This window comes from Sphingomonas hankookensis, assembly GCF_001619955.1.
GTDB classification, from domain to species: domain Bacteria; phylum Pseudomonadota; class Alphaproteobacteria; order Sphingomonadales; family Sphingomonadaceae; genus Sphingomonas; species Sphingomonas hankookensis_A.
The window spans coordinates 133,475-157,351 of sequence record NZ_LQQO01000045.1 but is presented as its reverse complement, the minus strand read 5'-3'; the positions used below and the strand labels follow the sequence as shown (position 1 = coordinate 157,351).

Annotated in this window: 22 protein-coding genes and 2 pseudogenes; 13 read left to right on the top strand and 11 right to left on the bottom strand. The window is 67.7% G+C overall.

Annotated features, from left to right (window positions below; all coding sequences use genetic code 11):
- From tsaB to AVT10_RS15335, 3 genes are all read right to left on the bottom strand, one after another.
- Positions 1 to 424, bottom strand: a 424-nt coding sequence (tsaB, locus tag AVT10_RS15345) for a tRNA (adenosine(37)-N6)-threonylcarbamoyltransferase complex dimerization subunit type 1 TsaB (RefSeq protein WP_066693398.1), incomplete at its 3' end; no start/stop codon positions are given.
- 7 nt (positions 425 to 431) lie between these two features.
- On the bottom strand, positions 432 to 1,022 hold the full coding sequence (locus AVT10_RS15340; RefSeq protein ID WP_420038514.1) for a malonic semialdehyde reductase: 591 nt from the start codon (positions 1,020 to 1,022) through the stop codon (positions 432 to 434).
- A complete protein-coding gene (locus AVT10_RS15335; protein ID WP_066693430.1) occupies positions 1,022 to 1,597 on the bottom strand; it encodes a NifU family protein in 576 nt (191 codons plus the stop codon). Before AVT10_RS15335 ends, AVT10_RS15340 begins: the two co-directional genes overlap by 1 nt.
- Before the next feature lie 136 nt (positions 1,598 to 1,733).
- Between AVT10_RS15335 and AVT10_RS15330 the strand changes: the two genes are divergently transcribed.
- Both AVT10_RS15330 and AVT10_RS15325 read left to right on the top strand, forming a co-directional pair.
- Positions 1,734 to 2,453, top strand: a complete 720-nt coding sequence (locus AVT10_RS15330; RefSeq protein ID WP_066693425.1) for a Crp/Fnr family transcriptional regulator — start codon at positions 1,734 to 1,736, stop codon at positions 2,451 to 2,453.
- Positions 2,454 to 2,558: 105 nt separating this feature from the next.
- The gene (locus AVT10_RS15325; RefSeq protein ID WP_084401772.1) at positions 2,559 to 5,477 is read left to right on the top strand and encodes a M16 family metallopeptidase; all 2,919 of its coding nucleotides are present in this window, start codon (positions 2,559 to 2,561) and stop codon (positions 5,475 to 5,477) included.
- Between the two features lie 279 nt (positions 5,478 to 5,756).
- Here the strand turns inward: AVT10_RS15325 and AVT10_RS15320 are convergent, their stop codons facing one another.
- The 3 genes and pseudogenes from AVT10_RS15320 to AVT10_RS15310 all read right to left on the bottom strand — a co-directional run.
- Positions 5,757 to 6,977, bottom strand: a complete 1,221-nt coding sequence (locus AVT10_RS15320; RefSeq protein ID WP_066693390.1) for an MFS transporter — start codon at positions 6,975 to 6,977, stop codon at positions 5,757 to 5,759.
- Positions 6,978 to 7,200: 223 nt separating this feature from the next.
- The gene (locus AVT10_RS15315) at positions 7,201 to 7,683 is read right to left on the bottom strand and encodes a hypothetical protein (RefSeq protein WP_066693388.1); all 483 of its coding nucleotides are present in this window, start codon (positions 7,681 to 7,683) and stop codon (positions 7,201 to 7,203) included.
- Positions 7,684 to 7,712: 29 nt separating this feature from the next.
- Positions 7,713 to 7,844, bottom strand: a pseudogene (locus AVT10_RS15310) (MFS transporter); the annotation flags it as partial.
- 476 nt (positions 7,845 to 8,320) lie between these two features.
- Between AVT10_RS15310 and AVT10_RS15305 the strand changes: the two are divergent.
- Positions 8,321 to 8,710, top strand: a complete 390-nt coding sequence (locus AVT10_RS15305) for a hypothetical protein (protein ID WP_066693384.1) — start codon at positions 8,321 to 8,323, stop codon at positions 8,708 to 8,710.
- A gap of 32 nt (positions 8,711 to 8,742) precedes the next feature.
- Here the strand turns inward: AVT10_RS15305 and AVT10_RS18365 are convergent.
- From AVT10_RS18365 to AVT10_RS15295, 3 genes and pseudogenes are all read right to left on the bottom strand, one after another.
- Positions 8,743 to 9,138, bottom strand: a pseudogene (locus tag AVT10_RS18365) (glycoside hydrolase family 73 protein); the annotation flags it as partial.
- Positions 9,105 to 9,593 (bottom strand): peptidoglycan-binding domain-containing protein, encoded by a 489-nt coding sequence (locus AVT10_RS18970; RefSeq protein WP_198158604.1) that lies wholly within the window; start codon positions 9,591 to 9,593, stop codon positions 9,105 to 9,107. The gene AVT10_RS18970 and the pseudogene AVT10_RS18365, both read right to left, overlap by 34 nt.
- Positions 9,594 to 9,708: 115 nt before the next feature.
- Positions 9,709 to 11,499 (bottom strand): AMP-dependent synthetase/ligase, encoded by a 1,791-nt coding sequence (locus tag AVT10_RS15295; protein ID WP_066693380.1) that lies wholly within the window; start codon positions 11,497 to 11,499, stop codon positions 9,709 to 9,711.
- Between the two features lie 101 nt (positions 11,500 to 11,600).
- Between AVT10_RS15295 and ggt the strand changes: the two genes are divergently transcribed.
- Positions 11,601 to 13,340 carry a gamma-glutamyltransferase gene (gene ggt, locus AVT10_RS15290; RefSeq protein WP_066693378.1) on the top strand — a complete coding sequence of 580 codons (1,740 nt, stop codon included), beginning with the start codon at positions 11,601 to 11,603 and terminating at the stop codon, positions 13,338 to 13,340.
- Between the two features lie 213 nt (positions 13,341 to 13,553).
- Here the strand turns inward: ggt and AVT10_RS15285 are convergent, their stop codons facing one another.
- Both AVT10_RS15285 and AVT10_RS15280 read right to left on the bottom strand, forming a co-directional pair.
- The gene (locus AVT10_RS15285; protein ID WP_066693416.1) at positions 13,554 to 14,231 is read right to left on the bottom strand and encodes an HPP family protein; all 678 of its coding nucleotides are present in this window, start codon (positions 14,229 to 14,231) and stop codon (positions 13,554 to 13,556) included.
- Positions 14,231 to 15,217, bottom strand: a complete 987-nt coding sequence (locus AVT10_RS15280; RefSeq protein ID WP_066693376.1) for a quinone-dependent dihydroorotate dehydrogenase — start codon at positions 15,215 to 15,217, stop codon at positions 14,231 to 14,233. The genes AVT10_RS15285 and AVT10_RS15280 overlap by 1 nt, the downstream gene beginning before the upstream one ends.
- A 384-nt stretch (positions 15,218 to 15,601) precedes the next feature.
- On the opposite strand from AVT10_RS15280, the gene AVT10_RS15275 reads away from it, so the two are divergent.
- From AVT10_RS15275 to AVT10_RS15235, 9 genes are all read left to right on the top strand, one after another.
- Positions 15,602 to 16,030 (top strand): SUF system Fe-S cluster assembly regulator, encoded by a 429-nt coding sequence (locus AVT10_RS15275; RefSeq protein WP_066693373.1) that lies wholly within the window; start codon positions 15,602 to 15,604, stop codon positions 16,028 to 16,030.
- A complete protein-coding gene (gene sufB / locus AVT10_RS15270) occupies positions 16,030 to 17,493 on the top strand; it encodes a Fe-S cluster assembly protein SufB (RefSeq protein ID WP_066693371.1) in 1,464 nt (487 codons plus the stop codon). Before AVT10_RS15275 ends, sufB begins: the two co-directional genes overlap by 1 nt.
- Positions 17,490 to 17,786, top strand: a complete 297-nt coding sequence (locus tag AVT10_RS15265; RefSeq protein WP_066693367.1) for a hypothetical protein — start codon at positions 17,490 to 17,492, stop codon at positions 17,784 to 17,786. The genes sufB and AVT10_RS15265 overlap by 4 nt, the downstream gene beginning before the upstream one ends.
- A gap of 43 nt (positions 17,787 to 17,829) precedes the next feature.
- Positions 17,830 to 18,573, top strand: a complete 744-nt coding sequence (gene sufC / locus AVT10_RS15260; RefSeq protein ID WP_066693365.1) for a Fe-S cluster assembly ATPase SufC — start codon at positions 17,830 to 17,832, stop codon at positions 18,571 to 18,573.
- Positions 18,574 to 18,715: 142 nt separating this feature from the next.
- A complete protein-coding gene (locus AVT10_RS15255; RefSeq protein WP_066693363.1) occupies positions 18,716 to 19,792 on the top strand; it encodes a SufD family Fe-S cluster assembly protein in 1,077 nt (358 codons plus the stop codon).
- Positions 19,771 to 20,994, top strand: a complete 1,224-nt coding sequence (locus tag AVT10_RS15250; protein ID WP_066693360.1) for a cysteine desulfurase — start codon at positions 19,771 to 19,773, stop codon at positions 20,992 to 20,994. Before AVT10_RS15255 ends, AVT10_RS15250 begins: the two co-directional genes overlap by 22 nt.
- Positions 20,991 to 21,449 carry an SUF system Fe-S cluster assembly protein gene (locus AVT10_RS15245; protein WP_066693357.1) on the top strand — a complete coding sequence of 153 codons (459 nt, stop codon included), beginning with the start codon at positions 20,991 to 20,993 and terminating at the stop codon, positions 21,447 to 21,449. The genes AVT10_RS15250 and AVT10_RS15245 overlap by 4 nt, the downstream gene beginning before the upstream one ends.
- On the top strand, positions 21,449 to 21,796 hold the full coding sequence (locus AVT10_RS15240; protein WP_066693354.1) for a HesB/IscA family protein: 348 nt from the start codon (positions 21,449 to 21,451) through the stop codon (positions 21,794 to 21,796). Before AVT10_RS15245 ends, AVT10_RS15240 begins: the two co-directional genes overlap by 1 nt.
- A gap of 22 nt (positions 21,797 to 21,818) precedes the next feature.
- On the top strand, positions 21,819 to 23,849 hold the full coding sequence (locus AVT10_RS15235; RefSeq protein WP_066693351.1) for a TonB-dependent receptor: 2,031 nt from the start codon (positions 21,819 to 21,821) through the stop codon (positions 23,847 to 23,849).
- Positions 23,850 to 23,877: the final 28 nt, after the last annotated feature.

Genomic DNA, 23,877 nt, shown 5'->3' with positions numbered 1-23,877 from the left:
CCGCATCGGCGGGCTTGCGCGACACCGCCGGTCCATCGGCGACCAGATCGCCGTCGAACCCCTGCTGAAACACCTCGCCATGGCCGCCGTCGAGCACCGCGACGATCGCGTCGCCCGGTTGCTCGGCGAGCGCGGCGGCGGCGATCAGCGCCAGCGACGAATAGCCCGTAACCGGCACGCCCCAGCCGATGCCCAGCCCGCGCGCCGCCGCCAGCCCGACGCGCACGCCGGTAAAGCTGCCCGGCCCGCAATCGACCAGGATCGCGTCGGCGCGTCCCTGATCGGGCAGGGCGGCGATCATCGGCACCAGCCGTTCGGCATGGCCGCGCCCGACGACGACATGGTCGCGCGCGATCACTGCGCCATCCTCGATCAACGCGACCGAGCAGGCGGCGGTGGCGGTTTCGATGACCAGCGTCCGCACGAGGGGGTCAGGCGATCCGGTTGAACTTGGCGAAATCGGGCCGGGGCGACCGCGGATGCAGGCTGGCGGTATCGCCATAGCCGAGCGTCGTGATGAAATTGGCGTGGACCGACGGCATATCGGCAAAGAACGCCTTGTCCACCGCGCCGGCATCGAAGCCCGACATCGGCCCGGTATCGAGCCCCAGGGCGCGTGCCGCGAGGATCAGATAGGCGCCCTGCAACGACGAATTGCGAAAAGCCGATGCCTGGCGCAGCTCGGCATTACCGTCGAACCACGACTTCGCATCGGTATGCGGGAACAGTTCGGGCAGATGTTCGTGAAATTCGGTGTCCATGCCGATGATCGCGGTCACCGGCGCGGCGCGAATCTTGTCGGGGTTGGTCCCGCTGGCGCAGGCGGCCAGCTTGTCCTTCGCCTCTGGCGAGGTGCACCACACGATCCGCGCCGGCAGCTGGTTGGCGCTGGTCGGACCCCATTTCAGCAGGTCCCAGATCGCGTGCAGCGTCGCATCGTCGACCGGCCGATCGGTATAGTGGTTGAACGTGCGCGCGCTGCGGAACAGCGTGTCGAGCGCCTGGTCGTCGAGCTTGGCCATCAGACTGCACGAACCTCCGTGACTTCGGGGACATAATATTTGAGCAATTGCTCGATCCCGTTCTTCAGCGTCGCGCTGGACGACGGGCAGCCCGAACAGGCGCCCTGCAGCTGCAGATAGACCTTGCCCTGGTCGAACCCGCGATAGACGATGTCGCCGCCGTCATTCGCCACCGCCGGACGGACGCGGGTTTCGATCAGTTCCTTGATCTGTTCGACGATGTCGGCGTCTTCCGGATTGTCGGTGAACGCCGCGTCCTCGGCCGGAACCGAGAAGCCGGCGGTGCCGGTCGCGTGGAACAACGGCATGCGCCCGCCGAAATGGTCGAGCAGCAGCGCCAGCACATCGGGCTTCAGATCGGCCCATTCGCTGCCCGGCGCCTTGGTCACCGACACGAAGTCGCGGCCGAAGAACACGCCGACGACATCGCCCAGCGCGAACAGCTGCGTGGCGAGGGGCGATGCTTCCGCTTCCTCCGGCGACGCGAAGTCGCGCGTGCCGGCGTCCATCACGACCTGCCCGGGCAGGAATTTCAGCGTCGCCGGATTGGGCGTGGATTCGGTTTCGATCAACATGGCGTCCATGTGGCGGCATGGGCACGGGGGATCAAGGGCGGTTGCGGAAACGCTGGGTTGTGCGGTGGCGACCCGCGCGTTGCCACGATTGTTACGCTCCTGTACGAGCCGGGAAAGGCAGAAGGGGAACGTGCCCGTGATCGAGACGCATCTGGCGAAACTGCGCGCACGCGACACGATTTCCGAGGAGGAGGAGCAGGTCATCCGTGCCTCGCTGGGCGAGGTGCGCGAATTGCGGGCGCACGTCACCTGCATCCGCGCCGGCGAGCGGCTGAGCGCGAGCACGCTGCTGCTCGACGGGTTGATGTGCCGCTACAAGGATCTGCCGGGCGGCGAGCGGCAGATCACCGAATTGCATGTCGCGGGCGACTTCCTCGACCTGCACAGCTTTTCGCTGAAACAGCTCGACCATAATGTCATGGCGCTGACCCCGTGCCGCGTCGTGCTGGTGCCGCATGCCAAGCTGACCGAGATTACCGAGACCCAGCCGCATCTGGCGCGGGTCTACTGGTTCCTGACCGCGCTCGATGCCGCGATCCACCGCGAATGGGAATTGTCGCTCGGCCGGCGCAGCGCGATCCAGCGGATCGCCCACCTGATGTGCGAGTTGCGCGTGCGGCTGGGCCTGATCGGGCAGGCGGACGATGACGGCTTCTCCCTGCCGCTGACCCAGTCCGACCTGTCCGACTGCACCGGCCTTACCCCGGTCCATGTCAACCGCACGCTGCGCGACCTGCGCGAACGCGGGCTGATGGATTTTCGCGGGCGGCGGGTGACGATCCATGATCTTGCCGGGCTGACCGCGCTGGCCGAGTTCGACGATTCGTACCTGTATCTGCGTCGCGAGGAGCGTTGAGGCCAAGCTGAGCCGGGGCTGAACCAGAGGCGCGTTTCGCCTTTATATTTGCAGCGCGCTGTCGATACTGGTCGGGCCGTTGCAACGACGCTACACCTGCCGCCCATGGCATCTTCGTTTCGTCTGGCCACGGGTGCGTTCACGACCCTGGCCCTGATCGCCGCGCCGCTCGCTGCGCAGACCCCGCCCGCATCGCCCGCGCCCGCATCGCCGGCCCCCGCGCGCCAGCTTCCACCGCTGGAGCCGGTGGCGCAGGGGCCGGACACGCCGTGGCTGTTCAAGGGCAGCGACATTCCGCCCGACCGGTCATGGACCTATGGCGTGCTGTCCAACGGCCTCAAATATGCGGTGCGCAAGAATGGCGTGCCGCCGGGGCAGGTCGCGATCCGCGTCGCGATCGGCACCGGATCGCTGATGGAAACCGACAGCGAGCGCGGCTTCGCGCACCTGATCGAACATCTGACCTTCCGCGGGTCGGTCCATGTGCCCGATGGGGAATCGAAGCGGGTGTGGCAGCGTCTGGGCGTCACTTTCGGCTCCGACAGCAATGCGTCGACCAGCTTTACCCAGACGGTCTACAAGCTCGACCTGCCCTCCGCTACGCCCGCCGGGTTGGACGAGAGCATGAAGATCCTGTCGGGGATGATGGCCGAACCGACGCTGACCCAGGCGGCGCTCGACGCGGAACGGCCGGTGGTGCTGTCCGAACAGCGCGAACAGCCCGGGCCCCAGGTCCGCTTCGGCGATGCGGTGCGCGCGCTGTTCTTCGCCGGGCAGCCGCTGTCCGACCGCTCGCCGATCGGCAATGTCGACACGTTGCAGGCGGCGACCGCCGCCAGCGTGAAGGCGTTCCACGACCGCTGGTATCGTCCCGATCGCGCGATCATCGTCATCGCCGGTGACGCCGATCCCGCCATCCTCGAAGCGATGGTGAAGAAGCATTTCGCAGGCTGGCAGGGCAACGGCCCGTCGCCGGCCGAGCCGAAGTTCGGATCGCCCAAGGCGGGCGAGCCGGTGGCGGCGGCGGTGAGCGAACCGACCATGCCGACGCTCGTCCAGATGGCGGTGCTGCGACCGTGGACGGTCGGTGACGACACGATCCTGTTCAACCAGGAACGCATGATCGACCAGATTGCGCTCCGCATCCTCAACCGCCGGCTGGAAAGTCGCGCGCGTGCCGGGGGCAGCTATATCTCGGCCGGAGCGAACCTCGACGACGTGTCGCGATCGGCCAACATCACCCAGCTGTCGATCCTGCCGCTGGGCGACGACTGGGCGGCGGCGCTGCGCGACGTGCGTCAGTCGATCGCCGACGCGATGCGCACTGCGCCTACCCAGGCGGAGATCGACCGCGAGGTCGCCGAAATCCGCGCGGGCATGGAGAATGAGGTGCGCACTGCGCCGGTGACGGCGGGCGCGCTGCTCGCCGACAATCTGATCGCGGCGACCGACATTCGCGAAACCGTCGCCGGGCCGGAAACGTCGCTGCGCATCTTCGAAGGGGCGGTGACCAAGAAGTTCTTCACCCCGGCACGCGTGCAGGCGGCGACGAGGAAGGTCTTTGCCGGCACCGCCACCCGCGCGATCGTCAACACCCGCACCCCCGATCCGACCGCGCAGACCAAGCTGACCGCCGCGCTGACGCAGAAGATCGCCGGCAGCGCGAGCCGGCGCAGCGGGCAGGGGGCGATCGGCTTCGACCGGCTGCCTTCGCTCGGCAAGCCGGGTGCGATCACCGCGCGCAGCATGGCGCTGAGCGATCCGCCGATCGAGCGCGTCGACTTCGCCAATGGCTCGTCGCTGCTGCTGTTCCCGAACGAGTCCGAAACCGGCAAGGTCTATGTCCGCGTCCGGTTCGGCCGGGGGCTGAACGCGCTGCCGGCCGACCGGCGTACGCCCGCTTTCGCCGCCGACCTCGCGCTGGTGGCGTCGGGCATCCAGACGCCGAAGGGCGTACTGGGGCAGGAGGAGCTCGACCGGCTGACCGGCGGGCGGCAGATCGGGCTGTCCTTCGGGATCGACGACGACGCGTTCAGCCTGTCGGGGATCACCACCGCCGCCGACCTCGCCGACCAGCTCAAGCTGATCGCGGCGAAGCTGCAATCGCCGGCATGGGACCCCGCGCCCGTCGCCCGCGCGCGGGCGGTGATGCTGGCGAGCTATGATGCGCTGGGCGCCTCGCCCGACGGCGTGATGGCGCGCGACCTCGACGCGCTGCTCCACGATAACGACCCGCGCTGGGGCACGCCCGACCGCAAGGAGATCGAGGCGCTGACCCCGGCGGCGTTCAAGGCGCTTTGGGCGCCGCTGCTCGCCTCTGGTCCGATCGAGGTGCAGGTGTTCGGCGACGTGCAGCAGCAGCCGGCGATCGACGCGGTTGCCGCGACCATCGGTGCGATGGCGCCACGTCCCGCCGCGAACACCCCGCCGCCGCCGGTCCGTTTTCCGGCGCATGTCGCGACACCTGTCACCCGCACCCATAGCGGCCAACCCAACCAGGCCGCCGCCGCCATTGCATGGCCGACCGGTGCGGGCAGCGCGGGCCTGACCGAAAGCCGCAAGCTGGAGGTGCTGGCCGCCGTGTTCCGCGACCGGCTGCTCGATCGCCTGCGCAGCCAGGCAGGCGTCAGCTATTCGCCGAATGTCGACAATGGCTGGCCGGTCGGCCTGCCCGGCGGCGGGCGGATCATGGCGATCGGCATGGTGCCGCCGGACAAGACCGGCTTCTTCTTCGACCTCGCCCGCGAACTGGCCGCCGATCTGGTCAAGACGCCGGTGCCCGAGGACGAACTGGACCGCGCCAAGCTGCCGGTGATCCAGATGATCGCCCGCATGTCGAGCGGCAACATGTTCTGGATGAACCAGACCCAGGGCGGCACCCGCGACCCCGCGCGACTGGCGGCGATCCCGGGCATCATCAACGACATCCGCGCAACGACCCCGGCCGAGTTGCAGGCACTGGCCGCAAAATATCTGGTGCCGGCCAAGGACTGGTCGATGCAGGTGCTGCCGGAGAAGAAGTAAGGCTCCTCCCCGGAACGGGGAGGGGGACCATCCGGAGGATGGTGGAGGGGGGTGTCCGCGCACGAACCGGTGGCGGACGCCCCTGACTTTTAGAAAGAAGGTAGGGGTTCGCGCGGAAGCGCGGAGACGCGGAGGGGTTGCGTTCCGGGCGAAGCGCTCGCGAACGGGAGACCTTGCGTGACCGGATAGGCTGATAGTGAGGCCGCTGACGCGGGGAACGCTGGCACAAGGCGCAACCCCTTCGCGTCTCCGCGCCTCCGCGCGAACCCCTACCTGCTTCTACGCCTCCACAACCTGACGAACCGGTGCGCCTGCCAGCACCGCGAGCCCCCAGATCGCAAACCCGCCCAGCGCCAGCCCGGCGCCGACGATCCCCGTCGAGGTCCAGCCATAGCCGGCCGCGATCGCCAGTCCGCCGGCCCATGGCCCGATGGCGTTGGCGGTGTTGAACGCCGAGTGGTTGAGCGACGCCGCCAGACTCTGCCCCTGCTGCGCGATGTCCATCAGCCGCGTCTGGAGCACGGTGCCGAGTGCCCCACCGATACCGATCAGGAACACGATCGCCAGCATCGACCATAGCTGCCCCGCCGCGAGCGGATAGAGCGCCAGCGTCCCCGCGCTCCATAGCAGCAGGCTGCCGGCGGTCGGCATCAGCGCGCGGTCGGCGAAGCGCGGCACGACCAGATTGCCGAAGGTCATGCCCGCGCCGAATACTGCCAGCACCACCGGTACCATCGCCGGCGCGGCGCCGGTCACCTCGATCAGCGTCGAGGCAAGATAGGTGTACACCGCGAACATCCCGCCAAAGCCGATCGCGCCGATGCCGAGCGTCAGCCACAACTGCCCTGATTTCAGCACGCCCAGCTCGGCCAGCGGGCTGGCTTGTACGTCCGGCCGGTCATGCGGCGCGGCCCAGGCGACCATCGCCATCGTCGCCGCCGCCAGCACCGCGACTACGCCGAAGCCCCAACGCCAGCCCAGCGCCTGCCCCAGCGCATTGGCCAGCGGCACGCCGACGATCGTCGCGACGGTCAGCCCCAGCATCACCCGCCCGATCGCCTGGGTCCGCTTCTCCGGGGGGACCAGCGATGCGGCGACCAAAGCGGCAATCCCGAAATAGGCGCCATGCGGCAACCCGCTGAAGAAGCGCGCGACCAGCATCGCCTCATAGGTCGGGGCCAGCGCGCTCGCCGCATTGGCGATACCGAAGCACGCCATCAGCGCGATCAGCACCGTCCGCCGCGCCATCCGCGCGGTCATCACCGCCAGCAGCGGGGCGCCGACGACTACGCCCAGCGCATAGGCGCTGATGACATGCCCCGCCGTCGGCTCGTCGATGCCGAGGCCGGGGGCGAAGAACGGCACGAGGCTCATCGTCGCGAACTCGGTCGTCCCGATCGCAAAGCCACCCAGCGCGAGCGCGAGATGGACGAGGGCAGGGCTACGGGTCGGGGTCACAGGCACGCTCCTTGCTGCAACGCAGCATTCGAAGCGCGCCATATGGGAAGGGGTCGGGGCAGTTCAACAATGAATAGCTATGCGGTGGCAAAGGGCGCTGCCGAATGCCGGCACTGTCGTGTTCGCCCCAACCGTCATCCCCGCGAAGGCTGGGATCTCCCGGTTATGCTTGGGGCAGGAGCCGCTTGAGGAACTAGCTTTTGCTGGGGCGACGCGCTGGTTCGGGCGGATCGGCAGCAAGCTTCGGCCTGGTCGCCGCTGCGCGCTACCGCGACGCGAAGTGGATCAGGACGCGGCGGTCCGGCAGCAGCATCGCAAAGCCGGTAGAGTACAGGTCCGATGCGAACGGCCGTCCGTCCGACACGGAGCGGTCGAAGACATAGTCCTTACCCCGCCGGTGCCGGGCGAGATCGATATCGGCCAGCAGCCACGCGGGCGGCGCGGCGACCGTGACCGGCTGCGTTGCCGGGGCCGATTCGAGCGCGCGGGCGATCTTGGCGGCATCGCCCTCGGAATAGCGGACTACGACCCACAACGCCCGGTCGGTCGGGCCGAAGCCGTCGTCCCTGCCGACGGGGTCGAGCGACCACCGCGCCTCGACCGGCACGGGTTGCAGCGTGACGAGCTTTCGCAACGTGGCGACGTCGTTCCGTGCGCCTTCGACCATATCTGCCGTGCTCTTCGAACAGCCGGGCGACCCTGCCATGACCAGCGCCCCGATCGCGAGCGTCCGGGCCAGCCGCTTCACGTCCGGTTTCGGATGCGGCGGTTGTCGTCGACCACGACGCCTAGCGCATAGGCGCTGATGACATATCCCGCCGTCAGCTCGCAAATGCCGAGGCCCGGCGCGAAGAACGGCACGAGGTTCATCGTTGCGAACTCGGTCGTCCCGATCGCAAAGCCACCCAGCGCGAGCGCGGGATGGACAGGGCAGGGCTGCGGATCGGGGGCACCGGCACGCTCCTTGTTTTGGTGCAGGTTCGGAAGCGGGCGATATGGGATAGGGTATCGCCGGTTCAACGGTGAATAGCTATGCGCGACGTCCTGGCGTCTGCCTGTGACGGCAACGTTTTTTTCCCCGTCATTGGGGTTCCAAACTTTCCTGCCACCTTTGCGACCGTTGTCTGGGATCGGGCAACGCCGACCTGCGTTACCTCGCAACTGCTCAGGATGCCGGCGTTGGAATGGTAACCGGAACTGCGCTTCACGCCTGGTACAGGCCCTACACGTATGACAAGCGTGGAATCGGAGGTGGATGGATGCGATCTGTATCGGGAACGGTTCGGGCGGTTGTGCTGGCTTCGGCTATGTTGGTGTCTGGCGTAGCCGGTGGTTTGCCGGCAGTCGCAACCGGTGTCCACGCGGCTGGGCAGTGGCCGACTTATGTGAATGCGCGCTACGGCTATCGCGTCTGCTATCCAGCCGGACTGCTTCGGCCGGCTGCAGAGGCCCCGAACGGCGATGGGCGCCGCTTCAACGGCGCGGGTGGTGCCGTCTTGCGCGTTTGGGGCAGCAATAACGCGCTGAACGACACGGTTGCCTCGAGCGCGGCCGAGGATCGCAAACGGCTGACCCAAAACGGGCAGGTGAGCTATGCCGTGACGCGTCCGAACTGGTATGTGCTGTCGGGACGTCAGAATGGTCAGATATTCTATCTAAAATCGATGCTTGCCCACGGTACGTTCAGCACGATGGAGTTGCGCTACCCCGCAGCGGCGCAACGCCAATGGGCGCCGGTCGTCGCGCGCCTGTCGAAGTGCTTCAGCGCCGCATAGGCCAGACGGGGAGAACCGTTCCAGGGACGGCCTTACCGCACGTTAAATCGATAGAAGTTGTTGCTGTTCATCAGAGACTTCAGCTTCCGACCATAGCCTGGATCGGTTGCATAGACGCCGGTCAGCGCATCCGCGAAGGCGTTCGGGTCGGGCAGGGTCGCTCGCGCGTTACGATAGGGGCGACCGGTCGCGAGCAACCTGCCATGGTGATCGAATGCGTCCGCGATCGAGGCAAAGGCGCGAAATCCAGCGCGGATGCGGACGCGCTGGCCGTTGATGACTTCTTCGGTGCCGGTGCTGACCGATGGTTCACCACGCCTGGCCTTGATGCCGAAGGGATTGTTGCTGCCGGGAGGCATTCGGCTGCCCCATGCGCTTTCCAAGGCCCATTGGGCTAGCGTGACGGAAGCGGGGATGCCCCAACGTGTCTGAGAGGCCTGGCGGCACGGATTACCGCATCGGGTGGCGTGCGCCCGCGCGCGGCCATGGTATCGGGAGTCGGTGGCGTTGCGCGGGTAACTGGGACCGCCGGCCCAGGCGTGCGTGGAGGACGACGCGAAACAGGGGGTGCAACAGGTGGCGGTGCCTTGCGTACTTCAGCCCGGGGAATGCTGTGCACGCGCCTGGCGCCGTTGAGCGCACGCAGTGTTGGCCCACCCGGATCGACGCGACCATCGGGCTGGCGCACGATGCCGTGGCGGCGTTGCCAGCGGGCAATGAGATCTACGGTAAGTGGACCGGCATCGCCATCGATCACCAGCGGCCGGACGCCGGAGGGTAGATGTTCGTTGAGCAATTGCTGTACGGCGGCCACATCGGGCCAGCGATTAAGCCCGCCCCGGCCCACGGATCCGGCAAGGCGCACTTCGGCTGCATGGCGCATCTTCCACCTTCTCTATGTCGTCGTTCGATGACGCAGCCGATTAACGCAGATCGAGCCGCTGGGATGCGTCACGTCGGCCGTCCGTATTGCGACGCCACAGGCTCGTCGGCCGCGATCAATTTCGGTACAGCGCGTCCAGCCGCTCGCCATACACCTCTTTCAACACATGCCGCCGGATCTTCAGGCTGGGCGTCAGCTGCTGGTTCTCGATGGTGAAGGGTTCGTCGGCGATGATGAAGCGGCGGATGCGTTCGGTGACCGACAGGTCCTTGTTGACCCGCTCCACCGCCGCGCCGAGCGCCGCGCGATAGTCGCTGTCCTCGCGCAGCTTCGCGAAGTCGCAGCGTGCTCCGCCCTTCGCACAGAATTGCTGGGTCCATTCGGCGTCGGGCACGATCACCGCGACCATATAGGGGCGCCGGTCGCCCGCGATCATCGCCTGCGCGATCTCGTTCTGCAGGGTCAGCATCCCCTCGACCTTTTGCGGCGCGACATTGTCGCCCTTGTCGTTGACGATGATATCCTTCTTGCGGTCGGTGATGCGGATGCGGCCCTTGGCGTCGATCTCGCCGATATCGCCGGTGTGCAGCCAGCCGTCCTTGAGCACGCGCGCCGTTTCCGCCTCGTTGCGCCAATAGCCGTGCATGACCAGTTCGCCGCGCACCAGGATTTCGCCGTCCTCGGCGATGCGGACCTCGGTCTCGGCGAGCGGCGGACCCACCGTGTCCATCTTGATCCCCGCCGCCGGGCGGTTGCACGAGATGACCGGCGCCGCCTCGGTCTGGCCATAGCCTTGCAGGAAGCACAGGCCGAGCGACTGGAAGAACCCGCCGACTTCCGGGTTGAGCGGGGCGCCGCCCGACACCATCGCCTTCAACCGCCCGCCGAAGCGCTTGCCGACCTTGGGTTTGAGCAGCGTGTCGACCAGCAGCTTGGTCGGCCGGTCGAGCAGGGTGGGGCCGTTCTCCTTGCCCCCGATCGTGACGGCGCGGTCGAGCAGCCACGACGATACGCGGCCCTGTTTCTGCACCGCCTTGGTAATGCGGGTGCGCAATACCTCGAACAGGCGGGGGACGACGACCATGATCGTCGGGCGGACTTCCTCGATATTGCTGGCGAGCTTGTCGAGGCCTTCGCTATAGTAAATCTGCCCGCCCAGCGCGATCGGGAAGTGCTGGCCGCCGGTATGTTCATAGGCGTGGCTGAGGGGGAGGAACGACAGGAACACCTCGTCGTCCCAGCCGAAATCCTCCGAGATGACGGTGCAGCAGCCATTGACGTTGTGCAGGATCGCGCCGTGATGCTGCATGACCCCACGCGGGGACCCGCCGGTGCCCGAGGTGTAGATGATGCAGGCGAGGTCGTCGCGGGTGAAATCGGCCTGCGCCGCGACGCTCGCCGGGTCGGCGGGGTGCCGGGCGATCAGGTCGTGCCAGTCGTGGAATTCGAGGCTGCCCTGCTGCGCGGTCTTCATCCGTTCGATCATGATGATCTTTTCGGACGACTGGGTGGTGCGCAGCGCGGCGGGGAGGACGGTGCGCGCCAGCTTTTCGGTCGACACGATGATCGCGCAGGCGCCCGAATTCTCGATGATATGGCCATGGTCGCGCACGGTATTGGTGACGTAGGTCGGCACGGTCACGCAGCCGGCCGCCATGATCGCCAGGTCGGAGATGCACCATTCGGGCCGGTTCTCGCTGACCAGCATCACCCGGTCCCCGCGCTTCAGCCCGATCGCCTTGAGCGCCGTGGCGAGGCTGGCGACCTGTCGCGCGGCATCGGCCCAGCTGATCGACTGCCATGCGCCCGCCTGTTTGCTCCACAGGAACGGCGCGTCGCCGCGTTCGGCCGCCCGCGTAAAGAACATCGCGACCAGATTGGGGAATCGTTCCAGTTGCCGGGCCATTGCTTATCCTTCTCCTGTCGCCGGGTGTAGGCAGGCGGAACCGGTACGGCAACGTTCGACAGCGGGTGACGGGGGCGACCGCGTTGGTTAGACAGGCGGTCATGAAGATGTTCGCCACCACCGTCGCCGCGCTCGCCACCGTCACGCTGGGGGGCTGCAACGTCCTGCCCTTCGGGAAGAAGGAGGTGGCGACGTCTGCGACACAGGCGCCGCCGACCGCGCCGGCGGGACAGGCGCAGAAGTTCGTGATCTCGGCCAACCCGATCGCCAGCGAGGCGGGGATGGCGGTGCTGCGCAAGGGCGGCAGCGCGGTCGACGCGGCGATCGCGGTTCAGGCGATGCTGTCGCTGGTCGAACCGCAAAGCTCCGGCCTCGGTGGCGGCGCGTTCCTGACCTATTTCAACGCGAAGACCGGCAAGGTCGAAATCTATGACGGGCGCGAGGTTGCGCCCGCCGGCGCCACGCCGACCATGCTGATGGGCGCCGATGGCCAGCCGCTGCCCTTTGCGCAGGCGGTGCTGAGCGGGCGGGCGACCGGGGTGCCGGGCGCGGTCAGGATGCTGGGGCAGGCGCATGCCGACCATGGCACGCTCGCCTGGAACCAGTTGTTCGACGATGCGGAAGAGGTCGCGCGCAAGGGGTTCGTGATCTCGCCCCGGCTCGGTCGGTTCCTGGGCGGCAAGTCGCCGCAGTTGCAGGCGGAGGATGTCCGCCGTTACTTCAAGGGCAAGGGCGGGGCGCTCGCCACCACCGGCGACCGGATCAGGAATGGCGACTATGCCGATTTCCTGAAGCGGCTGGCCAAGCAGGGGCCGGACGCGCTGTACACCGGCAAGACCGCCGAGCGGATCGTGGCGAAGACCACCAGCGGCAGCCTGCCCGGCACGATGACGCTTGCCGACCTCGCCGCCTATCGCGCGGTGAAGCGCGATCCGCTGTGCGGCAACTGGCGCGCGTACATCGTCTGCACGCCGCCGCCGCCGTCGAGCGGGGTGGGGCTGCTCGAGCTGCTCGCGATCCTCGGCCGCACCGATATCGACAAGCGCGGGCCGAACGACCCGCAGAGCTGGTATCTCTTCGCCGAGGCGAGCCGGCTGATGTATGCCGATCGCGACCTGTATGTCGGCGATCCCAAGTTCGTGAACGTGCCGGTCGCAGGGCTGCTCGCCCCGGCCTATATCGCCGAGCGGGCGAAGCTGATTGGCCCGTTCGCCGGACCCGCCCCGGCGGCGGGCGTGCCGGCCGGGGTGGTGACGGCGGCGGCGGACACGACGCGCGAGCCGGCGGGCACGTCGCATTTCATCGTCGGTGATGCGCAGGGCAATGTCGTGTCGATGACGACCACGGTCGAGAGCTTCTTCGGCACCGGGCGGATGGTCGACGGCTTCTTCCTGAACAACCAGATGACCGACTTCGCCTTTTCACCGCGCGATGCGCAGGGCCGGCCTGCGGCCAATGCGGTGGCACCGGGCAAGCGGCCGCGGTCGTCGATGACGCCGCTGGTGATGATCGACCGGCAGGGCAAGTTCGCCGGGGCGCTGGGATCGGCGGGCGGCAATGCGATCCTCGCCTATGTCGGCAAGTCGCTGGTCGGTGCGGTCGAATGGAAGCTGACCATGCAGCAGGCGCTGGCGCTCCCCAACCTCGTCGCGCGGGGCAGCAGTTTTCAGGGGGAGGTGACGAAGTTCTCGCCGGAAATCCTGAGCGGGCTGGCGGCACGGGGTGTCCGGTTGCAGCCGGGGCAGGGCGAGGATTCGGGGCTGCACGGGGTCATCATCCGCGACGGGAAGGTCGATGGGGGTGTCGATCCGCGGCGTGAGGGTAAAGTGATCGTGGAGTAGAAGGTTGGTTCGCGCGAAGGCGCGAAGGTACGAAGAAGAAGGACGAGGGGTTCGCGCAGAGGCGCGGAGACGCGGAGGAGGTGCATTTGCGGCTCCGTCTCGCGTCAGCCAGACCTTCGCTCTTCCGGAAGCCAGCAGCATGAAGGCCGCTGGCGCGGCTGACCGATCCGCGAACGCAACCCCTCCGCGTCTCCGCGCCTCTGCGCGAACCCCTTACTTCTTCCGCCGAACCGTCGCGAAATGTTCGGCCCGTTCGAGCAGCAGCGTCAAATCCTCCCGCGCGATATCGAACGCGTCCGGCGTCTCCGCCAGCGCGGCGTCGATATCCTCCAGCCGGACCCCGCCCGGCTCCACTGCCGCCTGAATCGCGGCGGGGGTCGCCGGCTGGTGCGGATAGCTGAGTGCGGTCATGCGGTGATAGAAGATGCCGATCGACACCAGCGCGATCGAATTGATCCCGACCGGCGCGAAGGCGAAGGCATAGCCCGCATCATGGATGCCCGCACTGCCGATCACCGCCGTCAGCGCCGCCGCCCCGCCCGGCGGATGCAGGCAGCGGCACAGCGACATGAGGAGAATGGCGAGGCCCACCGCGACCCCGGCGGCGATCGTCACATTCGGGATCGCCTGGAACACCGCGACACCGACCAGCGTCGACAGGATGTTGCCGCCGACCACCGGCCAAGGCTGGGCGAGCGGACTGGCCGGCACCGCGAACACCAGCACCGCCGATGCCCCCAGCGGCGCGACGATGATCGGCAGGTCGCCCTCGATCCACGGCACCTGCGCGCAGACGACCATGGTCAGCGCGATGCCGATGCCCGCACCGATGCAGGCGACGACCCGCCGGCCGAACCCGGCATTGGCGAGCAGCGAACGGAACAGCCGGATCACAATCCGTCGACGATCCGCCGGGCGAGGCCGGGGCCTTCATAGACCAAAGCGCTATAGAGCTGGACGAGGCTGGCCCCGGCGTCGAGCCGCCGCCGCGCTTCGTCCGCCGATCCGACACCGCCGGCCGAAATCAGGGGGATCGCACCGTCCGCAATCTCGCGCGCCTCGACCAGCTTGGCGAGTGCCAAGGGGGCGAGCGGCGCGCCCGACAGCCCCCCGGTCTCTTTCGCATTCGCCGACCGCAGCGTATCGGGGCGCGAGATGGTGGTGTTAGACACGATCAGCGCATCGATCCCGCCATCGACCGCCGCGCGGATCGCGACCTCCAGTCCCTCGCGCGACAGGTCGGGCGCGACCTTCAGGAACAGTGGTACGCGCTTGCCACCGACATGGCGCGCGGCGTCGCTCGCGGCGATCAACTGCCCCAACTCGGGCTGCGATTGCAGGTCGCGCAGGCCCGGCGTGTTCGGGCTGGAAATGTTTATCGTGACATAATCGGCGAGCGGCGCAGCCTTGGCGACCGCCGTCCCGTAATCGGCGATGCGGTCGGTCGAATCCTTGTTCGCGCCGACATTGATGCCGATGATGCCGGGGCGGGGGGTGAGCGCCGCGACCCGTGCCAGCGCCGCGTCGATCCCGCCATTGTTGAAGCCGAGCCGGTTCACCACGCCCCGGTCCTCGGGCAGGCGGAAGATGCGCGGCTTGGGATTGCCCGGCTGCGGCTGGGGGGTCAGCGTGCCGACCTCGACGAATCCGAAGCCTAACCCCAGGAACCCGGCGACCGCCCGCGCATCCTTGTCGACCCCTGCCGCCAGCCCGACCGGATTGGGGAAGCGAATGCCCGCCACCGTCACCGCGTGTTTGTCGTCGGTGCGGGGGGCGAGCGGTGCGCCGGCTTTCCCCCACGCCTCCAGCGTGGCGATCGTCAACGAATGCGCGCGTTCGGCGTCGAGGGCGAAGAGAAGCGGGTGATACCAGGCCATATGCGGCGCTCTATCGTTCAGCGGCGACGGAAGGAAGATTCGGTTTCACGCGAAGGCGCGAAGGCGCGAAGAAGAGAGTGGTTCGCGCAGAGGCGCGGAGGAGGTTCGCTCGCCACCCCGTCTCGCGTCAGCGAGACCTTCATACTTGCGGCAACCAACAGGATGAAGGCCGCTGGCGCAGCTGACCGATCCGCGGGCGCAACTCCTCCGCGCCTCCGCGCCTCTGCGCGAACCATTCTTCCTTCTTCTCTTCGCACCTTCGCGCGAAACCAAATCCTCGAGCCCCCAAACAATCGATCACAACGATCGACAGAAACCCGGTTGACCTCACGCCCCCGCGCGACCACATGCCAATCCGACCGGAATGATCCGATTAAGGAATCCATGCGCCTTTCCAGCCTTGCCGACTATGCCGTCGTCCTGCTCGCCGCCACCGCGCGGCGGGGCGGCGATGCGCGCGTGACGGCGACCGTGCTGGCGGAGGAAACCGGCCTGCCGCTGCCGACGGTGCAGAAGCTGGTCAGCCGCCTGTCCGCCGCCGGGCTGATCGAAACCGGGCGCGGCACCGGCGGCGGTTTCCGCCTTGCCCGCGCCCCGCAGGCGATCGACCTGGCGCAAATCATCGAGGCGATCGAGGGGCCGATCGCGCTCACCACCTGCGTCGACGCCGCGCGGCATGATTGCGCGGTGGAGACGAACTGCATGATCCGCCCCCATGCCGGCACGGTCAACGCCGTGGTCCGGGGCGCTCTGGCGGGCGTGACGCTCGCCCAACTCGCGAACACCGGGGCGATGCCCCAAGAGGTAGTGTGATGGCCACCAAGAATGCCGAGGCGCTCGCCGCCGCGAACAAGAAGTACGAGTGGGGTTTCTCCTCGGACATCGAACAGGACTTCGCGCCCAAGGGGCTGAGCGAGGACACCGTCCGCTATATCAGCGCCAAGAAGGGCGAGCCCGAATGGATGCTCGACTGGCGGCTGAAGGCGTTTCGCCTGTGGCAGACGATGGAGGCGCCCGACTGGGCCAAGCTGAACCTCGATCCGATCGACTATCAGGACGCGTACTATTACGCGGAGCCGAAGAAGAAGCCCTCGCTGTCGTCGTTGGACGAGGTCGATCCCGAAATCCTGCGCGTCTATGAAAAGCTCGGCATCCCGATCGAGGAGCAGAAGGTGCTCGCCGGGGTCGAAGGGTCGCGCAAGGTTGCGGTCGATGCCGTGTTCGACAGCGTGTCGGTGGCGACGACCTTCCGCAAGGAACTCGAAGCCGCCGGCGTCATCTTCCGCTCGATCAGCGAGGCGATCCGCGAATATCCCGAGCTGGTCCGCAAGTGGCTGGGCAAGGTCGTTCCGCAACGGGACAATTTCTTCGCGACTCTGAACAGCGCGGTCTTCTCGGACGGCACCTTCGTCTACATTCCGGAGGGCGTGCGCTGCCCGATGGAGCTGTCGACCTATTTCCGGATCAACGCCGAGAATACCGGTCAGTTCGAACGGACGCTGATCGTCGCCGACAAGGGCTCTTACGTCAGCTATCTCGAAGGCTGCACCGCGCCGATGCGCGACGAGAACCAGCTGCACGCGGCGGTGGTCGAGCTGGTCGCGCTCGACGATGCCGAGATCAAATATTCGACCGTTCAGAACTGGTATCCCGGCGACGAGAACGGGAAGGGCGGCATCTATAATTTCGTGACCAAGCGCGCCTTGTGTCAGGGCAGGAACAGCAAGGTGTCGTGGACGCAGGTCGAGACTGGCTCCGCGATCACCTGGAAATATCCGTCCTGTGTGCTGGCGGGTGAGAACTCGGTCGGCGAATTCTATTCGGTCGCGGTGACGAACAATCGCCAGCAGGCCGATACCGGCACCAAGATGATTCATCTGGGCAAGGGGTCGCGCTCGACCATCGTGTCGAAGGGGATCAGCGCCGGGCGCAGCGACAATACCTATCGCGGGTTGGTGCGCGTCGGTCCTTCGGCGGAGGGCGTGCGCAACTTTACCCAGTGCGACAGCCTGCTGCTCGGCGACCAGTGCGGCGCGCACACCGTGCCGTACATCGAGGTCAAGAACCCCTCGGCCCAGATCGAGCATGAGGCGACGACGTCGAAGATTTCCGAGGATCAGATGTTCTACGCGATGCAGCGTGGGCTGGATTCGGAAGCGGCGGTCGCGCTGATCGTCAACGGCTTCGCCCGCGAAGTCCTGCAGCAGCTGCCGATGGAGTTCGCGGTCGAGGCGCAGAAGCTGCTCGGCATTTCGCTTGAAGGGTCGGTGGGGTGATCGCGCTGCTGCTCGCGCTGCAGGCGGTCGCGCCGACCGCGCCCTATGCCGACTGCCTGTCGGAGCGGATCAATGCGGACGCGCGCATGGAGAAGCCGCCGACCGAGGCCGCGGCCCGCGTCGCGATTTTCGACGACGCGGCCAAGGCGTGCGCACCGGTGCGGGCGAAGGTCGCTAAGGCGCATGGCCCGATGCTCGACAAGATCGATGCGTCGATGAAGGCGGTGCTGACCAACCCGGACGCCGCCGAGGCCGAGTTCGGCACCGAACCGGTCGCGGGCGAGACGCCGTAAGATTTGGATCTGCGGGCCTGACCCCGCACGAACAGGACGGAACATGCTGAAGATCGACAATCTCCACGCCGAAATCGACGGCAAGGAAATCCTCAAGGGCCTCTCGCTCAGCGTCAATGCGGGCGAGGTCCATGCTATCATGGGGCCGAACGGCGCGGGCAAGTCGACGCTCGGCTATGTGCTGGGCGGGCGTCCCGGCTATGAAGTGACCGAGGGCAGCGTGACCTTCGCGGGTGAGGACCTGCTGGAGATGGACGCCGATGCCCGCGCCGCCGCCGGCCTGTTCCTCGGCTTCCAGTATCCGGTCGAGATTCCCGGCGTGTCGAACGTCCAGTTTCTGCGCGAAAGCCTGAACAGCCAGCGCCGCGCCCGCGACGAAAAGCCGCTGTCGGGCGCCGAATTCCTGAAGCTCGCCCGTGCCCAGGCGGACGGCCTCGGCATGGACATGGACATGCTGAAGCGGCCGGTGAATGTCGGCTTTTCGGGCGGCGAGAAGAAGCGCAACGAGATGGTGCAGATGGGCATCCTCGACCCCAAGCTCGCCATTCTCGACGAAACCGACAGCGGCCTCGACATCGACGCGCTGCGCATCGTCGGCGACGGCATCAACCGCATCATGCGCTCGCCGGACAAGGCGGTTATCCTCATCACCCACTACCAGCGGCTGCTCGACTATGTGCAGCCGGATTTCGTGCATGTACTCGCCGATGGCCGCATCGTGCGCTCGGGCGGGCCGGAACTGGCGCACGAGCTGGAACGCGAAGGTTATGGAGCGGTGGCGGCATGATGACCTTGCAGATCCTCCCCGCTCGCGGGGAGGGGGACCAGCCGCAGGCTGGTGGAGGGGGATTGCCCCAGATGCTGCGTTCGTGGAGGTCCCCCTCCACCATGCTGCGCATGGTCGCCTTCCCCGTGCCGGGGAGGATCTGATGGCCACTCTTCCCACAAACCGTGACGAGGCGTTCCGCTGGACCGATCTTGCCGCGCTGACCGCAGCTGCTACTTCGGCGCGGGGCGCGGTGGCGAGTGCGGAAGGCTATTGGCTCGACCTCGCCGGCCCGCGCATCCTGTTCGTCGACGGCGTCTATGCGGCCGACCGGAGCACGCCGGGTCATGTCGCGCTGTCCCCGTTGACGCTCGACACCGCGCACCCGCTGGGCGTGCAGGCATCCGGTGCGGCGGGCTGGTCGATCGACCTGTCGGCGGCGGAGATCGTTGATACGGTGCAGATCGTCCATGTCGCGACCGGGGCGGAGAACCATCTGCCCGCGCGCCTGACGCTCGACGAGGATGCGGTCGCGTCGGTCGTCGAGACCTATGTCGGCAACGGCTGGACCAATCGCCTGACGCAGATCGACCTCGAACGCGGCGCGCGGCTGATGCGCAGCGTCCGCTTGCTACAAACGGACGGCTTCGTATCGATCCGCGACGAAGCGGTGGTGGGCGAGGCGGCAAGCCTCGTATCGCAGTTCCTCGGCGCCGGCGGCATGGGCAGCCGCATCGACGCGCTGTTGACGCTGGATGGGGACGGTGCGTTCGTCGATTATGGCGGCGCGCTGCTGACGCGCGACGACCAGCGGCAGGAATGTGCCGTCGCCGTCCGCCACGCTGCCCTGAACGGCTCCAGCCGCCAGACCTGGCGCGCGGTCGCCGCCGATCGCAGCCAGGCGAGCCTCGCCGCCCGCGTCGAGGTTGCCCGCGGCGCGCAGAAGACCGATGGCGAACAGTCGCTGCGTGGCCTGCTGCTGCAACGCACGGCGACGGTGAACCTGAAGCCCGAACTCGAAATCTTTGCCGACGACGTGAAGTGCGCGCACGGCGCGACAGTCGGCGAACTCGATGCCAAGGCGCTGTTCTACCTGCGCAGCCGCGGCGTGAGCGAAGCGCGGGCCAAGGCATTGCTGACCACCGCCTTCGTGGCGGACGCGCTTGACCGGATCGGCGACGAGACGGTGCGCGAAGCCTTTGCCGCCGATGCCGATGCATGGCTGGAAGCGGCGCTTTGAGCGGCACCACCCCCCTCGACCGCGTGAGCGACTTTCCGGCGATTCCCGCCGGCTGGTCGTATCTCGACACCGCCGCGACCTCGCAGAAACCGCAGGCGGTGATCGACGCGATCACGCGGGCCTATGATACGACCTACGCCACCGTGCATCGCGGCGTGTATCAGCGCTCGGCCGACATGACGCTCGCCTATGAAGCCGCGCGGCGTCGCGTGGCATCGTTCATCGGCGCCGGCGGGCCGGAGGAATGCGTGTTCGTGCGCGGCGCGACCGAGGGGATCAACCTGATCGCTCAAGGCTGGGCCGAACGGCATTTGAAGGCCGGCGACCGCATCCTGCTGTCGATGCTCGAACATCATTCGAACATCGTGCCATGGCAGCTGATCGCCGAACGCATCGGCGTGGCGATCGACGTCGTGCCGCTGACGCAGGACGGGCGGATCGATCTCGACGCGATGGCGGCGATGATCCAGCCGGAGCACAAGCTGGTATCGCTGGCGCATGTGTCGAACGTGCTAGGCTCGGTCCTCGACGCGCGGCGGGCTGCGGATATCGCGCATTCGGTCGGCGCGAAGCTGCTGCTCGATGGCTGCCAGGCGGTGCCGCGCGTGGCGGTCGACGTCGCCGCGCTCGACTGCGATTTCTACGTCTTTTCCGGGCACAAGCTCTACGGCCCGACCGGTATCGGCGTGCTGTGGGGCCGCCCCGAACTGCTCGAAGCGATGCATCCGGTGCAGGGCGGCGGCGCGATGATCGATCGTGTGACGTTCGAGCGCACCACCTATGCGCCACCGCCCGCTCGGTTCGAGGCGGGGACGCCGCATATCATCGGTGCGCTCGGGCTCCACGCCGCGATCGACTATGTCGACAGTATCGGGCTGGACGCGATCCATGCGCATGAAACCGCACTGGTCACCGCTGCCCGCGACGCACTCGGCCGGATCAACTCGGTCCGGTTGCTCGGGCCGGACGATGCCGCCGGAATCGTCAGTTTCGTGGTGGAGGGGGTGCATCCGCACGATGTCGGCACCATCTTGGACGAGGAACGGGTCGCGATCCGTGCCGGCCATCATTGCGCACAGCCGCTGATGGACGTGCTGGGCGTCCCCGCCACCGCGCGGGCGAGCTTCGGCGTGTATAACGGACGGTCCGATGTCGATGCGCTGGTGCGCGGACTGGAACGGGTAAGCAGGATTTTCGGATGAACGACGAACGCAGCTTTCAGGTCGAGGAGGTCGACGCCGTGACGTCGCCGCCGCGCGCGCGCGTGACCGACGCGGACCAACCACGCCGCCGCGACTATCTGGGCGATTTCCTGGCGAAGAAGCCCGAGCCGGTATCGACCGGCGAACCGGGCGGCGACGTGTATGAAGCCGTCATCGCCGCGCTCAAGGAAATCTTCGATCCCGAAATTCCGGTCAATATCTACGACCTAGGGCTGATCTACGGCGTCGACGTGGCGGACAACGGCCATGTCGCGGTGACGATGACGCTGACCACGCCGCATTGTCCGGTCGCGGAATCAATGCCGGCCGAGGTCGAACTGCGCGTGTCGGCGGTGCCGGGCGTGTCGACCGCCGACGTCAATCTCGTCTGGGACCCGCCATGGGACCCGCAGAAGATGTCGGACGATGCCAAGCTCGAACTGGGAATGCTGTAATGGCCACGCGCGTCCGCCCCGCCGCGATCATCCTGACGCCCAATGCCGAACGCCGGGTCGCCGACCTGATGGCGAAGGCGCCCCCGGAAGCAATCGGCGTCAAGCTGTCGACCCCGCGCCGAGGCTGTTCGGGGCTCGCCTATTCGGTCGATTACGTCACCACCGCCAATGCGATGGACGAACGGATCGAGACGCCGGGCGGCACCTTCTTCGTCGATGGCGGATCGATCCTCTACCTCATCGGTTCGACGATGGACTGGGTCGAGGACGATTTTACCGCGGGCTTCGTCTTCGCCAATCCGAATGCCAAGGGCGCGTGCGGGTGCGGGGAGAGCTTCACGGTCTGATCGTCCCTGTTGGGGGACAGGCGTGAAGCGTTTCTGGTTGGTGTTGGCCGCGTGGCCGGGCGTGGCGGCGGCGCAGGACGCGCCGGAGATCGTCGTTACCGGGCGCGGCCTTGCCGATGGGCCGGGCGACCGGGTCTATGACATCGTCACGCTGGAGCGCGATCGCATCCTGTCGTCCGCGAGCGGCCGGGTAGAGGATGTGCTGCGCGACGTCGCCGGGCTCCAGCAATTCCGCCGTTCCGATTCCCGCAGCGCCAATCCGACGTCGCAGGGGATCACCTTCCGCGGCCTCGGCGGCAATGCCTCCAGCCGCGCGCTGCTGCTGCTCGACGGCGTGCCGCAGGCCGACCCGTTCGGCGGCTGGGTCGCCTTTCCCGCCTATGCGACCGATCGGCTGGGCCGGGTACGCGTCACGCGTGGCGGGGGTAGCGGCGTTGCCGGTCCGGGAGCGCTGGCGGGTACGATCGAACTCGACAGCGCAGGGCCAGGTGATCTGAGCCCGTTTGCGGCATCGATCGCCGGGGGCAGCCGTGCGTCGATCGATGCGCGCGGATCGGCGGCATTGGTGCGCAGCGGCGGGTTCGCCACCCTGTCCGGCGCCTATGCGCGTGGCGACGGCTTCGTGCCCATCGTGCGCGAGGATCGCGGTACGGCCGACCGTGCCGCACCGTTCGAACAGGCCAGCGCCGCCGCCCGCGCCGTGGTGCAGATCGCACCCATGACCGAATTGCAGGCCAATGTGTCGGCCTTCACCGACAGCCGCGACCGGGGTCTCGACTTCACCGACAATCGCAGCGAAGGGGCGGATGCCAGCCTCCGCTTAGTCGGGCGCGGGCCGCTCGGCTGGTCGCTGCTCGGTTATCTCCAGACCCGCGCCTTCGCCAGCCGTTTCGCCAGCGTCGGGGCGGGGCGGGCGTCGACCGCGCTGACACTCGACCAGTATAATGTCCCTGCGACCGGCATCGGCGGCCGAGCGGAGATCGCGCCCGAATGGGGCGGGGTGTCGCTCCGCCTGGGTGGCGACCTGCGCGTGGTGACCGGCGAGACGCAGGAACGTTACACCTATGTCGCAGGCAACCCGACCCGGCGGCGGGTCGCCGGCGGGCGCAACACCACGGCCGGCCTGTTCGCCGATGCCAGCGTCACTAGCGGCGATCTCGTGTTCAGCGCCGGTGGCCGGATCGACCGCTGGGCGATCGGCGATGGCCGGTTGCAGGAAGCCGCCCTGACCGGTGCGACGCTGACCGATCAGCGCTTCGTCGATCGGCAGGGATGGGAGCCGACCGGACGCGCGGGCGTCGCCTGGACGCCGGCCGATCCGCTGACGCTGCGACTGGCCGGCTATCGCGGCTGGCGGTTGCCGACGCTCAACGAACTCTATCGCCCGTTTCGGGTCGGCGCGGATGCGACCGCTGCCAATGCCGCGCTTGCCCCCGAAACGCTATGGGGCGCGGAGGCCGGCGTGGAATTGCGGCCGGCAGCCGGCGTCCGCTTCGCCGCGACCGCCTTCGCCAACGATCTGCGCGATGCCATCGCCAATGTGACGGTCGCGAACGGCCCCGGCACCTTCCCCGGCGTCGGCTTCGTGTCGGCGGCCGGCGTGTTCCGGCGCCGCGCGAATCTCGATCATGTGCGGGTGAAAGGGATTGAACTGGATGCATCGGGGCGGGTCGGACCGATCGAAGGGCGGCTGTCCTACGCCTATACCGATGCACGGGTCTGCGACATGGGTGCGCTGGATGGCCTGCGCCCGGCCCAGACGCCGGCGCATAGCGGATCGGCGACGCTCGGCTGGCGCCGCGACCGGTGGCAGGCGTCCGCAACGCTGCGCCATGTCGCCGGGCAATATGAGGATGACGCGAATCTGCGTCGCCTGTCGGCTGCAACGACGCTCGATCTTTTCGCCACGCTGCCGGCGACTCGCTGGCTGGCGTTCGAGGCACGGGCGGAGAATGTGACCGACACGCGGATCGAGACTGCGATCGGTGGGGACGGTGTCGTCGAACGGGCCGCGCCCCGTACCTTATGGCTGGGGGTACGGCTGGGCGGCTGATCGCGGATCGATCCGCCGCCCGGCTGGG